Raw genomic sequence first — 12,537 nt, forward strand, 5'->3', positions numbered from 1 at the left:
CGACCGTGGCGCTACCGCGCGTAGTCACTGGCCTGCGCTCCCAGGACGTTCAGAAGGGCCAGCGCCTCGGCGCCGGGGGATCCCGGCGGTGCGGTGAAGAGCACAAGGTACTGGTCACGGTCGGTGAGGGTGAGTGTGTCGCAGTCGACGGTGACCTCCCCGACGGTCGGGTGGCGGAAGGTCTTGGTGAGCATCGGCGGGGCCTGTACGTCGCGCCGTTCCCAGAGCCGGGTGAAGTCGGGGTTCGTGGTGCGGAGGTCGTCGACGAGGCCGGTGATCTCGGGATCTGTCGGGTAGCGGGCGAGGGTGGCGTGGAGCTGCATCACGACGCTGAGCCGGAACTCGGCGGCGTCGGAGACCCCGTACAGCCTCGCATCGGGGTGCTGCCCGGGGAAGGCTCGGCGGGCGAGGTTGCGGTCCTGGGGGGTGAGCGGGGCGAAGTCCTCCATGAGCGCGGCGGCGAGGTCGTTCCAGGCGAGGACCTCGAACGCGGCGGACATCACGAAGCCCGCCGTCTGCGGCAGTCGCTGAAGCAGGGTGAGGATGCTGGGGCGGACGTCGCGCCGGTGCAGTCCGGTACGGCTCGGCGCGGTACCCGCCAGGACGTGGAGGTGGCCGGACTCGGCGTCGGTGAGCCGCAGCACGCCGGCGATTCCGGCCAGTACGTCACCCGACGGCCGTGGTGCCCTGCCCTGCTCGAGTCGGACGTAGTACTCCGTGGAGATATGCGCGAGGACCGCCACTTCCTCGCGGCGAAGACCTGGCGTCCGGCGTCGCGGGCCGGACGGGAGGCCGACGTCCTGCGGGCGCAGCCGCTCGCGGCGGCTGCGGAGAAACGCCCCGAGTTCCTGCTTGTCCATGTGCCAATTGTGCGCTCGGCGTAGCGACGGATCCTGGTACAGCCTGTGCCTGTATGCGGCTCAGCGCAGGCATGAGGCTGGTGGTCATGACGAACAACACGCACACACCCGGCGGCCTGCTCAGCGGCAAGGTCGTCCTCATAACCGGCGCCAGCCGCGGCATCGGCGCGGCCGCCGCCCGGCTCTTCGCCGCCGAGGGCGCGGCCGTCGTGCTCGCCGCCCGCAGCACCACCGCCCTGGACATCATCGTGACCGAGATCCGCGCCGGCGGCGGTGTCGCCGACGCGGTCGCCCTGGACCTGGCCGACCGGGCGAGCGTCCGTGCCGCCGTCGACCGGGTCGAGCAACTGCACGGGCGGCTCGATGGCGCCTTCAACAACGGCGGGGTCGTCCAGCGGCAGGTCGGCCCGCTCGACACCACCAGCGACGAGGACATCGAGGAACAATTCGCCGTCAACTTCCTCGCTCACTGGACCGCCATGAACGCCGAGGCCGCGCTGATGCGCCGCACCGGCGGCGGGGCGATCGTCAACACCTCCAGCATCGGCAGCCGCCGCGCGAACCCCGCCCTGCCCGCCTACGGTGCCATGAAGCGCGCGCTCAACAGCATCACCGAGACCGCTGCGGTGACCTGGGCATCCGACGGCATCCGGGTCAACGGCATCACTCCCGGCGGCACCCTCACCGAGATGATGCAGGAGTGGGAGGCGACCAGCCCCGGCATCATCGAGGCCAGCAGCGCGGCGACCCCGCTCGGCCGGATGGCCGAGCCCCGCGAGGTCGCCGAGGCGGCCGCCTGGCTGCTCAGCGACCGCGCCTCGATGGTGACCGGCGCGATCGTGCCGGTCGACGGCGGCGCCGGCGCCTGAGAAGAGTGGGCCGAGTCATCCCCGATACTCGGACTCATTGTGTCCGGGTACAGTTCTCGGACAGAAGAGGTCCGAGTATCGGCGGGCGTTCAGCAGCCGGACAAACGACCACACAGTCACGGGAAGGTGCATGGGCATGAAGATCGCCGTACTGGGCGGAACCGGTCTCATCGGGTCACAGGTCGTCAAGATCTTGCAGGCCGCAGGGCACGAGGCGGTGCCGCTCTCGCCGTCCACCGGGGTGGACCTGCTCACCGGGCAGGGCCTGTCCGACGGGCTCTCCGGTGCCGAGGTCGTCGTCAACCTGACGAACTCGCCGACCTTCGACGAGGCCTCGCCCGCCTTCTTCCAGACGACCATGGACAACCTGCTGGCCGCCGCCGCTCGCGCGGGCGTCGGCCACGCGGTGATCCTCTCCATCGTCGGCGTCGACCAGGTGCCCGACCTGGACTACTACCGCGCCAAGACCCTCCAGGAGGAGATCCTCACGGCCGGTCCGATTCCGTACTCGATCGTCCGCGCCACCCAGTTCTTCGAGTTCGTCGAGGCGATCCTGTCCTGGACGGCCGACGACACCACCGTCCGCCTGCCCAGCACGCCGGTGCAGCCGATGGCCGCCGCCGACGTGGCGCAGGCCGTCGCCGAGGTCAGCATGGGCGCGCCGTTGCAGGGCATCCGCAACGTCGCCGGGCCCGACGTCTTCGCCCTCGACGAGCTGGGGCGGATCACCCTCGCCGCCCGCGGTGACCAGCGCACCGTCACCACCGACAACGGCGCCGGCATGTTCGCCGCCATGTCCGGCGATGTCCTCATCGCAGGCGACGACGCCGTCATCGCGCCCACCGCCTACCGGGAGTGGCTCGGCCGCCAAGCCTGAGGTGTCCACCTGATCCGCACGTCGCCGTGGCAGACGATCACGACGGCGGCGTGCGGGTCCCGGCCCGCCACTCGTGCGCCAGGATCGCGAAGACGAGCTGGTCGGCCCACTCCCCCTTGAACAGGTAACTCTCGACATGGTGGGCCTCCTGCCGCATGCCGAGTCGCGCCATCATCCTTGCCGACGCGGCGTTGCGACCGTGGCACCGGCCGTAGACCCGGTGCAGCCCGAACTCGGCGAACCCCCACGCCAGCACCGCGGTGGCGGCCTCCGTGGCCAACCCGCGACCGCTGGTCGGGGTGGAAGACGAACCCGAGTTCGGCGGTACGGTCGAGCTGGCTGCGCCACACCAACTCCACGATCCCGATCACCCCGGCGTCGGTGACCACGGCCACCGTCAGGCAGTCACCCTCCGCGCGCCACGCGTCCTCGCCCGCCATGGCGAGCACCGACACCCGCGACTGCTCACGGGTACGCGGCTCGGCGCCGAGCATCCAGCGCACGACGTCGGGTCGACGCTGAAACGCGTACACGTCGTCGAGGTCGTCGATCGTGACCGGGCGCAGGGCGAGCCGCGCGGTCCGGATCGGGTAGGTCGGCTGGAACATCACGCGATCGTAGAGACCCGCGCGGATCGCTCCGGTGCCGGTCGATCGGTGTCCGGGCGGCGGGGCAGCAGCAGCGGGCTCGCGAAGATCACCAGCCCCGCGACCGTGATCGCCGTGCGAGGGCTGGTGGCCTGCGCGAGCAGCCCGCCGAGCGCGCTGAGGGCGGCGATGCTCGCGCTGCTGCCTATCGACCAGGCAGAGAGAGTACGGACGATGCGATCCTTTGGAGTCTGTTGAAGGCGGTAGGTGGCGAGCACCGGGTTGTACAGGCTCATGCTGATGATGATCGCGAACTCGACGGCGATCACCGTGGCGAGACCGAGCACGCCGGGTTGGACGAAGGCGAGGCCGATCAGCCAGATCGCGCGCAGCGTGCCCACGGTGCGGATGATCCGGTGTTGGCCGTAGCGCGCCACGACCCGACGGGCCAGGCGTGATCCGATGAGCCCGCCGACGCAGGGCACGGCGAAGGCGAGGCCGTACTGCCAGGGCGGAAAGCCCAGCTCGCCGAGCAGGAGCACGGCCAACAGCGGCTCGGTGGCCATGATCAGCCCGCCGACGAGCAGCTGGTTGAGGTAGAGCGCCCGCAGGCCGGGGTGGGTGAGCAGGTGCCGCCAGCCGTCGAGCAGCTCACCGCCCCGGACCCGGCCTGCGCCGGTGCGCCGGGGGTGGTCCTCGTGCCCGCGAATGGCGGTGAGGCCCAGCGCGGAGAGCAGGTAGCTGAGCGCGTCGGCCACGATGGTGACGACCGGCCCGAACAGGCCCACCGCTGCCCCGCCCAGCGGCGGTCCGAACGCGATCGCGCTCCAGGTCGTCGACTCGAACCGCGCGTTCGCCACCAGCAGGTCGTCCGGCCGGACGAGGGCCTTGAGGAAGGCGCCGCTGGCCGCGTTGAAGGCGATCTTGGCGGTGGCGGCCACTGCCGAGACGACCAGCAACTGCCCGAAGCTGAGCCGGCCGAGGGCGTACGCGACGGGGATCGTCAGCAGGACCGCGAACCGGGCGAGGTCCATCGCGATCATCACCCGCCGCTTGCGGTGGAACTCCACCCATGGCCCGAGCGGCAACGCGAACAGCGCGCCCACCGCCGGCCCCAGCGCGGCCAACACGGACACCTGTGCGGGGCTGGCCTGCAACACCAGCACGGCGATCAACGGCAACGCCCCGAAACCCAGCCCCGAGCCGTAGGCGCTGACCGCGTACGACGTCCACAACCAGCCGAACCGCCGTCCCAGGGATCGCGTCGCGGACAAGCCCGCACCTCCCGCCTCAACAACTCAACGTTGACCGTGAGGATCAAAGCAACGCCGCTCACCCGGGATCAAACAACCGCGTGAGCGGCGAGCCACAACCAGACGTTGTATCAGTAGGGTTGCCGGGTGAATCTCGACGCCGTCCGCACCTTCGTCGCCGCCGTCGACGCCGGCCAGTTCCAGAACGCCGCCGCCGCGCTGTCGATCACCCAGCAGGCCGTCTCCAAGCGCATCGCCGCACTGGAGAAGGACCTCGGGGTGCGGCTGTTCACCCGCACGGCGCGCGGCACCCACCTCACCGTCGACGGTCAGACCTTCCTGCCGCACGCCCGTGAACTGCTCCGGGCCGAGGCGCGCGCCGACGCTTCCGTACGCCCCGGCCGACGGGCACTGCGCGTCGACGTGCACAGCCGACGGATCGCACCGGCGGTGCTGTTGCAGGACTTCCACCGCGCGCATCCCCGCATCGAGCTGGACGTCGTCACCCTCGACGCCGACGTCCACGCCGCGATGGCCGCCGTCGAGGCGGGGACGGTCGACGCGACCTTCCACGCCGTCACCGTCGCCGCGCGTCACCTGCCCGCCGCGATCAGAACCACGCGCGTGATCGACGAGCACCACGAGCTGCTCGTCGGCCCCCGCCACGCGCTCGCCAACGCCCGCACCGTCACGCCCGCTCAACTCGCCGAGCACCGGATCTGGATGCCCGGCATGGCCCCCGGCACCGAATGGGCCGACTACTACGACGAACTCGCCGCCGCGTTCGGCCTCACCATCGACCTGGTCGGGCCGGTCTTCGGTAACGAGGCGCTGCTGGCCGAGATCGCCGACTCCGCGGAGCTGGCGACCCTCGCGGGCGTTCGGACCCGGTACCTGTGGCCGGACAGCTACGACCTGCGGCGCGTACCGGTGCGCGACCCGGCGCCCATCTACCCCATGTCACTCATCTGGCGCGACGACAACCCGCACCCCGCGCTGCGGGCACTGCGCGACTACCTCGCCTCCCGGCGAGCACAGGCACCCGACATCGAGGTCTGGCTACCGCCCTGGGGTTAGAGATCTGCGCGCGCCACGGCGTCCGTTGACACCTGTGGCCCTCCCCTGTCAGACTTACCTGACGGGGGGCGTCAGAGAAATCTGACACCTTCATTGAGAAGGGAAACCAGGATGAGCGGCACCTCGCCAACCGGTGACGAACTCGTGTCGCTGCTGGCCGCACTGGCCAGCCCGCACCGGCTGCGAATCCTGGCCGCCGTGGCCCGACAGCGGACCTACGTCAGCGAGTTGGCGCGGCAGCTACAGATGAACCGGCCGCTGCTCTACATGCACCTACAGAAATTGGAAGCGGCCGGCCTGGTGACCGGCGAGCTGGTGACTGCACCAGACGGCAGCTCGGTGAAGTACGTCCAGGCGGTGCCGTTCACGGTGGCCCTGGACCTGGACGCGATCGCGCTGGCCGCACAGAGCCTGACCGGCTCGGGGCCGGCCGCAGAACAGGAGAAATGAGCAATGACCCATCAGGTGGCGTTGGACATCGCGCAGACCTCCACCATCGCCGCGGCGGTGATCGTGACGGCGGTGATCGTGGTCGCCGGTCTCATCGGGACCGGCATCTACCGCGCCCGGTACGCGGCGGCTCGGGAGGAGGGCTACCGGGTGCTGGCCGAGCGCAGCGCCACCGGCGCCCAGGCCACGGCGGACGAGATCAAGGGCATGCGGGACGAGCTCGGCGAGGTTCGGCAGCGCCTGGCCGCACTCGAGAAGCTGCTGAGTCAGATCGGCTGACGGCCCACCGACGGGGAGGACGCGCCACATGAGCACCTGGACTGACGCGCTGACGCAGACCCGACGGCTCATCGCCGTGGCCGGCTGCCTGATGGTGACGGCCACGCTGGCCGCCCCGGTCGCGGCCAGCTCCGCGGCTGTCGACGACCTCGCCGCCAGCGAACGCTACCTGCGCACGTACCTGAAGCAGATCAAGGCACCCGGGCTGGCGTACGCGGTCATTCGCGGCGACGAGGTCCTCCAGCGCGGCGCCTGGGGCGTCGACGGTGCCGGCCGACCGATCACCACGCAGACCCCGTTCCTGCTCGGGTCCACGAGCAAGTCGTTCACCGCGCTGGCGGTGGCGCAACTGGTCGAGGCCGGCCGGGTCGACCTCGACACCACCGCGTCCACGTACCTCCCGTGGCTGCGGCTGGGCGGCGCGGACCCTGCCCGGACTGTCACCGTCCGCCAACTGCTCACCCACACCAGCGGCCTACCGCAGGTGTGGAGCACCGACCTGACCGACCGCTACGACAACCGCCCCGGCGCGCTGGCCCGATCCGTACGGGACCTGGCCAGCGTGCGGCCCACCACCGCCGTCGGACAGACCTATCAGTACAGCGACGCCAACTACATGATCCTCGGCGCGCTCGTCGAGAACGTCACCGGCGACACCTTCGGCGGCTACCTACGCCGTCACGTGCTGGACCCGCTACAGATGACGCACTCCGCAGCCACCGCCGACGAGGCCCAGGCTGTCGGCATTCCGGCCGGGCACCGGTACTACTTCGGCCGGCCGCAGCGTTTCGCCGCGCCGTTCGACACCGCCGGAGTGCCCTACGGCTTCCTCGCCGCCAGTCTCGACGACCTGTCCCACTACGCCATCGCGCAGCTCAGCGGCGGCCGCTACGGCGACACCCAAATCCTCGGACCGCAGGGCACGCGGCAGCTGCACACCGGCACCGTGGCCACCGGTCACGGCACCTACGGGTTCGGTTGGAAGAACAGCACCCTGGACGGCGTCGGCACCCGCATCGTCTGGCACGCCGGCGCGACCCCGGACTTCTTCACCCACATCGTGCTGGCACCCGACTCGAACCTCGCCGTGATCATCATGGTCAACATCTACGGCCTGCACATGGACGCACCGCTCAGCGCCGGGGCGTTCAACCTCGCCCGCATCCTGCACGGCGGCTCACCCGCGACCGCCACCGAAGACCCGATGCAGGTCTGGGCTCTGGTGGGCCTGCTCGGGGTCGCCGCGGTGCTGCTCACCCTGCTGGCCTGGTCCTGGGCTCGCGTCCTCCGCAGGCGCCGGGGCGACCGCGTCCCGCCGGGCCGTTCCCGTGGCCGAGCGGTCGCCACCACCACCACCTGGATCGGTGCCTGCGCGCTGGTGGCCGTCGCCGTCGCCTGGCAGGTGCCGGCCTTCTGGGAGGGCGCCGGGCTGGCCAAACTCCAGTTGTGGGCACCGGACGTCGGTCACGGTATTCGCGTCGTGGTCGTCCTGGCGGTCGCACTCGCGCTGACCCGGCTGGGCCTGGGCGTGCACGCCATGCTCACGGCCCACCCGCCGACCTTGCCCCCGGCACGAGCGCGCGACGACTACCCCATCACCACCACGGGACGTCGGGCGGGCCTGTCGGACCGGTAACTCCACGCCGCGTCGATCGCGGTGAGCGGAAAACGTTCGACCCCGACCTCCAGTTCGCCGCGCATCGACAACTCCACCAGGTGCTGGTAGGTCTTGGCCCGTAGCGACGCAGGAGCATGGAAGCTGACATAGCCCCGCAGGTCGACGTTGCGACTGCGCAGGACCTCTGCCGGCAGCGCCAGCTCACTGTCCGAGGCGGTGCCGACCTGCACCAGCCGAGCACCGGTGGCGGCAGAGGACAGCGCGGCCACGGCGGCCGGCCCCCACAGGTAGTCGACGATGACATCGAGGCCGCCGCCTGCGGCCCGCCGCAACTCGTCGGGCAGATCGCGATCACCGGACGTCATGACAGCCTGGTCCGCTCCCAACCGCAACACCTGCTCCGCCTGTGCGGCATCGCGGACAACGCCGATGACGGCGCCGGCGCCGAGGTGCCGGGCCGCCTGCACGGCGAGGGATCCCACATAACCGGCGGCACCCAGAACCGCGACAGTCTCGCCCGGCTGCAAGCTCGCGCGCCAGGACAGCGGGAGCCACGCCGCGAGTCCGGCGTTACCCAACGCCGCGGCCACTGCCGCGTCGGCGCCGGCGGGCACCTCGATGAGGCTGCCAGTCGGCACGAGAGTCTGTTCGGCCATCGACCCGTAGGGCGCGACCGGGCCGTCGAAGTAGACCAACCTTCCGTCCGTCGTGGTGCCGACACCATCCCTGCCGACCACCACCGGTAGCTGCGGCGGGCTGAGGAAGTGTTTCCCGGCGGCGATCGCACGGTCCACGCCGTTGACGGCGGCAGCCAGGACACGCACCACATCCGTCTCCGGAGGCGCGGCGCGCGGAACAGGAAAGGTGTCGTACTCCGGAACGCCGTACCGGCGTAGCGCCGCAGCTCTCATGGTGGAGTCGGACGACGTCACTGGCGCGCTCCTCAGCTAGGTCGAGGTTTCGGTCGACGCGCTGCGTTTACCCGCGATGGTCACCGCGATGTCTCGGCGTGTTGACACACGTTCATCCGGCACTACATTTAACGTGTTGGTTAAGTGACTGGAGGCTCTGGTGTCTGGCAGCGATCAACTCAGCGCGGTGTTCTCGGCGCTCGCCGACCCGACTCGACGGGCGATCCTCGCCGAGCTGGCCGATCGCGACGCCACGGTCACCGAGCTCACCGCTCCGCTGCCGATCTCGATGCCGGCGGTGTCGCGGCACCTGAAAGCGCTTGAGCGCGCCGGGCTCATCTCACGCACCCGGTCGGGGAAGTTGCGGATGAGTCGCATCGAAGCCGCCCCGCTGCGCGAAGCGGCCGAGTGGATCGAGCGCTACCGGCGGTTCTGGGACACGTCCCTCACCCGCCTCGACGCCCACCTCGCGGCCGTCCAGGCCGCCGGTCGCGCAACGGACCGAACGACACACGGCCCGGCGACTTCCGACAGGGAATCCCCGAACAGGGCAAACGAGAAGGAGAATTGATGGAAAGCGACAAGCCGCCAATCGTCATCTCACGCGTGGTGGACGCGCCACGGGAATTGGTCTACCGAGCTTTCACCGATCCGGACCACCTGGCGGCATGGTGGGGGCCGATCGGCAACTCGCTGCCCCGCGAGGAGATGGAATTCGACGTCCGCCCTGGCGGCTACCAGCGGTGGACCGAGGTCTTCCCGACCCAACCCGGCCTTCGAGTCGAGGTCCACATCGACCTCACCGACGTCGTCGACGGCGAACTGCTCGACGGGATCGCGCACGTCACCGGGCAGCTGCCGGACGGAATCGAGCCGCACGAGACAAGGATGCGGGTCGAGTTCCACGACGAGGCCGATGGACGGACGCGACTCGAGATCCGTCAGTGGCTCCCCGAGCAGCTGGCCGCTCCCGCCAGCCAGGGTTGGAGCGAGGCCTTCTCCAAATTGGACGCCACACTGAGGAATGCCCACCCCGTCGCAGTCGACGTCGAGGTGTAGCGCCATGGCCAAGCTGATCTACGTAACGAACGTGTCCCTCGACGGTTACATCGAGGACGAACACGGCAGATTCGACTGGACCCCACCCGACGACGAGTACCTCGCGTTCATCACCGACCTGGTTCGGCCCATGGGCACCTACCTCTACGGCCGGCGTCTGTACGAGTCGATGGCCCTCTGGGAGACCGAACCCGCCCTGGCCTCGCAGTCGAAGCTCACGGCCGACTTCGCCGACGTCTGGCAGGCAGCGGCCAAGGTCGTCTACTCCACCACGCTGGACGCGACCTCGACCGCCAAGACCCGGCTCGAAAGGAGCTTCGACTCCGCCTCGGTGCGCGCCATGAAAGCCTCGGCCACCAGTGACCTCACCATCGGGGGCGCACACCTCGCGGCGCAGGCATTCCGGGCCGGGCTGGTCGACGAGTGCCACCTGCTGATCCACCCCGTCCTCACCGGCGGAGGCAAGCCCGGGCTGCCCAGCGACACTCGCGTTGGCCTGGAGCTACTGAGCAATCGCCGATTCAGCAGCGGTGTGGTGTCCCTGCACTACCGCATCCGCACCTGAGACGGTCGTCGGCGTCACCGACCTCGGAGGGTGTCGGTGACGCCGATGGGGTGCCCAGCTCGCTCTGCGCGATCTTTCGCATCTTCCGTCAGTCTCCATACCAGTGCAGCGTCAGGCCAGGCTCGTCACGCCACCGCGCCAGCAACGCCTTCAGCGCCGCCACCAGCCCCCGCTCCGCGTCGTCAGCCGCCGCCGCCCCCAGACGGTCGACGTCAGCATCGAGCTGCGGCAGATCCTCATGAACGAGTACGCCATCTGACCACGGGTCGAGCTGACCCAAGATCGGAAGTCGGTTACCGCCGGCCGCGTTCAGCAACGGCAGCCACTCCTCCACCGGCACGTCGAGCAGCAAACCGCGCTCCCGCGCCGTGGCCCACTCTTCGGCGTCGGCGCGATAGCGCTCCCGCCGCTGCGCTCGGGTAGCCCGACGCAGGCTCTTCGGACGCGGCAGCGGAGCGCGCAGCACCAACAGCAGACCCACCCCGGCGACGTTACGGCAGCTCTGGTGTGGACATCACTTCCGGCTTCCGGCCGGGGCGCGCGACCATTCGCCGAGCAGGCACGCCGGCGTGTCCGGCGTCGTTCGACGACGCTGCGTGACGTGGGTACGGTGGCACTGTGCTCTCGGTCGTGAAGGGTCTGTCGCGGTACCACACCGAGGAGTCGCTGCGCGCCTACCTGCTGGAGCGCTCACACCGCACCGGGAACGGCTGCCTCGTCATCGAAGGTTACGGGCGGCGACGCGGGGTGCACCAGAAGGTTGCCGGTCGCGCGGGGGCGCACATCGCCGCGTACGTTGTCCTCGTCGGCGGGTACGACCCCGCCCTCGACGTCGACCAGACCTGCGGCGCCGCCGACTGCATCGAGCCGACGCATCTGCGCCAGCTCAGCCGGACCGAGGCCTGCCGCAACCGGAACCAGCCGCACAGTGCCGCAACGGCCACGACCGTGAGCTCGACCCGGCCACCGGCCGGTACCGTCGGGTCTGCCGGACGTGCAATCGGGAGGCTCAGCGCCGCTGGCGTGAACGCGAGGCCGCCGAGGTAGCCCAGGCCCGCGCCGCGCACGGCCGCTCGTGGTGATCGTTCTGGGGTGACCAGTTTCCCCGCGACCGCCCGCCGGTCCGGAGCATCAGAAGCACTGCGGTTGCCGCTCCCACGCAGGTGTCCGCGGCCGGGATCGGCGCGGGCTCGATGCTGGCGGCAGCGTGGCTGGACCATCCCGGCGCGCGATGCCGGCGATACTGTGGGCGTGGAGTACGTGTCCAGAGTGCCGCGACCGCCGCTGGACGGGCTGATCGACGACCTCTACTACCTGGAGGGTGCGCCGCCGTACGCCCGGCTGACGCTGCCGGCGAGTCCGGCGGCGTTGCTCATCGTCAACCTCGGGGAGCCGTTCCGCATCCGCGTCGGCACCGACATCGAGACGGCCGAGTACGCCGACGGCTGCGTGGTCACCACGCCCACCCGCGCGTGGGAGTTCGGCTACCCACTCCGAACCCGGTCCGTTGGCGTGCACTTCAAGCCGTGGGGGCTTGCGCCGTTCCTGCCGATGCCCGCGGCCGAGCTGTGTGACCGGCCGGTGACGGTGGAGCAGGTCTGGGGTCGACCCGCCATCGCGGAGCTGCGAGACCGGCTGGCCACGGCCGAGAGACCTCACAAGATGTTGACGCTGCTCGAGGACGAGCTGATGCGCCGGCTCTGCGAGATCGCCGGCCTGGGGATGGTCCGCCATACGAGCAGCGTCATCGCCGCGACCAGCGGGGCGGTGGCTATCGACGACCTGAGGGTTTCAGCCGGTGTCAGCAGCACTCATCTGGCGCAGCGGTTCAAGGAGCTCATCGGCGTCACGCCGAAGAGGCTGGCCCGCTCCTACCGCTTCGTCGCCACCGTGTTCGCGATCAACCCCGCCGATCCGATCGACTGGGCCGACCTCGCCGGTGGCGCGGGCTACTTCGACCAGGCCCACTTCGGCCACGAGTTCCGGGCGTTCACCGGGCTCACGCCGACCCGGTACCTCGAAGTCCGGCGGCGGTTCCTGCGCGAACATCCCGGCCACGCGCTGGACGGCTGGCCGCTGCCGGCCGATTGATTTCTTACAAGAGCGACAGCTCACGACGCGCTAATTTGGGG

General features: G+C 70.3%; 16 protein-coding genes and 1 pseudogene. 10 read left to right on the forward strand and 7 right to left on the reverse strand.

Annotated features, from left to right (window positions below):
* Nucleotides 1-11: 11 nt before the first annotated feature.
* Entirely contained in the window at nt 12-860 is an 849-nt protein-coding gene (locus ACQRWP_RS11060; protein WP_430502142.1) for a helix-turn-helix transcriptional regulator, read from the reverse strand.
* An 86-nt stretch (nt 861-946) separates the two neighbouring features.
* On the opposite strand from ACQRWP_RS11060, the gene ACQRWP_RS11065 reads away from it, so the two are divergent.
* Together ACQRWP_RS11065 and ACQRWP_RS11070 are read left to right on the forward strand one after the other, a co-directional pair.
* Entirely contained in the window at nt 947-1,729 is a 783-nt protein-coding gene (locus ACQRWP_RS11065; protein WP_430502143.1) for an SDR family NAD(P)-dependent oxidoreductase, read from the forward strand.
* A gap of 136 nt (nt 1,730-1,865) precedes the next feature.
* Nucleotides 1,866-2,606 carry an SDR family oxidoreductase gene (locus ACQRWP_RS11070; protein ID WP_430502144.1) on the forward strand — a complete coding sequence of 247 codons (741 nt, stop codon included), beginning with the start codon at nt 1,866-1,868 and terminating at the stop codon, nt 2,604-2,606.
* Nucleotides 2,607-2,643: 37 nt separating this feature from the next.
* On the opposite strand, the gene ACQRWP_RS11075 is transcribed toward ACQRWP_RS11070, so the two are convergent.
* The 3 genes and pseudogenes from ACQRWP_RS11075 to ACQRWP_RS11085 all read right to left on the reverse strand — a co-directional run bounded on the left by ACQRWP_RS11075 (nt 2,644) and on the right by ACQRWP_RS11085 (nt 4,467).
* Nucleotides 2,644-2,886: a GNAT family N-acetyltransferase gene (locus ACQRWP_RS11075; RefSeq protein ID WP_430502145.1), complete on the reverse strand. Its 243-nt coding sequence runs from the start codon at nt 2,884-2,886 to the stop codon at nt 2,644-2,646.
* Nucleotides 2,887-2,950: 64 nt separating this feature from the next.
* A pseudogene (locus ACQRWP_RS11080) lies at nt 2,951-3,214 on the reverse strand (GNAT family N-acetyltransferase); the annotation flags it as partial.
* Nucleotides 3,214-4,467 carry an MFS transporter gene (locus ACQRWP_RS11085; RefSeq protein ID WP_430502146.1) on the reverse strand — a complete coding sequence of 418 codons (1,254 nt, stop codon included), beginning with the start codon at nt 4,465-4,467 and terminating at the stop codon, nt 3,214-3,216. The pseudogene ACQRWP_RS11080 and the gene ACQRWP_RS11085, both read right to left, overlap by 1 nt.
* A gap of 126 nt (nt 4,468-4,593) precedes the next feature.
* Between ACQRWP_RS11085 and ACQRWP_RS11090 the strand changes: the two genes are divergently transcribed.
* From ACQRWP_RS11090 to ACQRWP_RS11105, 4 genes are all read left to right on the forward strand, one after another.
* A complete protein-coding gene (locus ACQRWP_RS11090) occupies nt 4,594-5,523 on the forward strand; it encodes a LysR family transcriptional regulator (protein WP_430502147.1) in 930 nt (309 codons plus the stop codon).
* Nucleotides 5,524-5,634: 111 nt separating this feature from the next.
* Nucleotides 5,635-5,973, forward strand: a complete 339-nt coding sequence (locus ACQRWP_RS11095; RefSeq protein WP_430502148.1) for an ArsR/SmtB family transcription factor — start codon at nt 5,635-5,637, stop codon at nt 5,971-5,973.
* 3 nt (nt 5,974-5,976) lie between these two features.
* Nucleotides 5,977-6,252 carry a hypothetical protein gene (locus ACQRWP_RS11100; RefSeq protein WP_238678024.1) on the forward strand — a complete coding sequence of 92 codons (276 nt, stop codon included), beginning with the start codon at nt 5,977-5,979 and terminating at the stop codon, nt 6,250-6,252.
* Between the two features lie 28 nt (nt 6,253-6,280).
* The gene (locus tag ACQRWP_RS11105) at nt 6,281-7,888 is read left to right on the forward strand and encodes a serine hydrolase domain-containing protein (protein ID WP_430502149.1); all 1,608 of its coding nucleotides are present in this window, start codon (nt 6,281-6,283) and stop codon (nt 7,886-7,888) included.
* On the opposite strand, the gene ACQRWP_RS11110 is transcribed toward ACQRWP_RS11105, so the two are convergent.
* Nucleotides 7,840-8,802 (reverse strand): quinone oxidoreductase family protein, encoded by a 963-nt coding sequence (locus ACQRWP_RS11110; protein WP_430502150.1) that lies wholly within the window; start codon nt 8,800-8,802, stop codon nt 7,840-7,842. The genes ACQRWP_RS11105 and ACQRWP_RS11110 overlap by 49 nt on opposite strands.
* Before the next feature lie 166 nt (nt 8,803-8,968).
* On the opposite strand from ACQRWP_RS11110, the gene ACQRWP_RS11115 reads away from it, so the two are divergent.
* The 3 genes from ACQRWP_RS11115 to ACQRWP_RS11125 are packed head-to-tail and all read left to right on the forward strand — an operon-like array spanning nt 8,969 to nt 10,405.
* Nucleotides 8,969-9,352: an ArsR/SmtB family transcription factor gene (locus tag ACQRWP_RS11115; protein WP_430502151.1), complete on the forward strand. Its 384-nt coding sequence runs from the start codon at nt 8,969-8,971 to the stop codon at nt 9,350-9,352.
* A complete protein-coding gene (locus ACQRWP_RS11120; protein ID WP_430502152.1) occupies nt 9,352-9,840 on the forward strand; it encodes an SRPBCC family protein in 489 nt (162 codons plus the stop codon). Before ACQRWP_RS11115 ends, ACQRWP_RS11120 begins: the two co-directional genes overlap by 1 nt.
* Nucleotides 9,841-9,844: 4 nt before the next feature.
* The gene (locus tag ACQRWP_RS11125; RefSeq protein WP_430502153.1) at nt 9,845-10,405 is read left to right on the forward strand and encodes a dihydrofolate reductase family protein; all 561 of its coding nucleotides are present in this window, start codon (nt 9,845-9,847) and stop codon (nt 10,403-10,405) included.
* A gap of 88 nt (nt 10,406-10,493) precedes the next feature.
* Here the strand turns inward: ACQRWP_RS11125 and ACQRWP_RS11130 are convergent, their stop codons facing one another.
* On the reverse strand, nt 10,494-10,886 hold the full coding sequence (locus ACQRWP_RS11130) for a hypothetical protein (RefSeq protein ID WP_430502154.1): 393 nt from the start codon (nt 10,884-10,886) through the stop codon (nt 10,494-10,496).
* 209 nt (nt 10,887-11,095) lie between these two features.
* The gene (locus ACQRWP_RS11135) at nt 11,096-11,281 is read right to left on the reverse strand and encodes a hypothetical protein (RefSeq protein ID WP_430502155.1); all 186 of its coding nucleotides are present in this window, start codon (nt 11,279-11,281) and stop codon (nt 11,096-11,098) included.
* Between the two features lie 375 nt (nt 11,282-11,656).
* Here ACQRWP_RS11135 and ACQRWP_RS11140 point away from each other — a divergent pair, with 375 nt between their 5' ends.
* Complete coding sequence (locus ACQRWP_RS11140) at nt 11,657-12,496, forward strand: helix-turn-helix domain-containing protein (RefSeq protein ID WP_430502156.1); 840 nt, start codon at nt 11,657-11,659, stop codon at nt 12,494-12,496.
* Nucleotides 12,497-12,537: the final 41 nt, after the last annotated feature.

It is taken from the genome of Micromonospora trifolii (assembly GCF_050516465.1).
GTDB lineage: Bacteria > Actinomycetota > Actinomycetes > Mycobacteriales > Micromonosporaceae > Micromonospora > Micromonospora trifolii.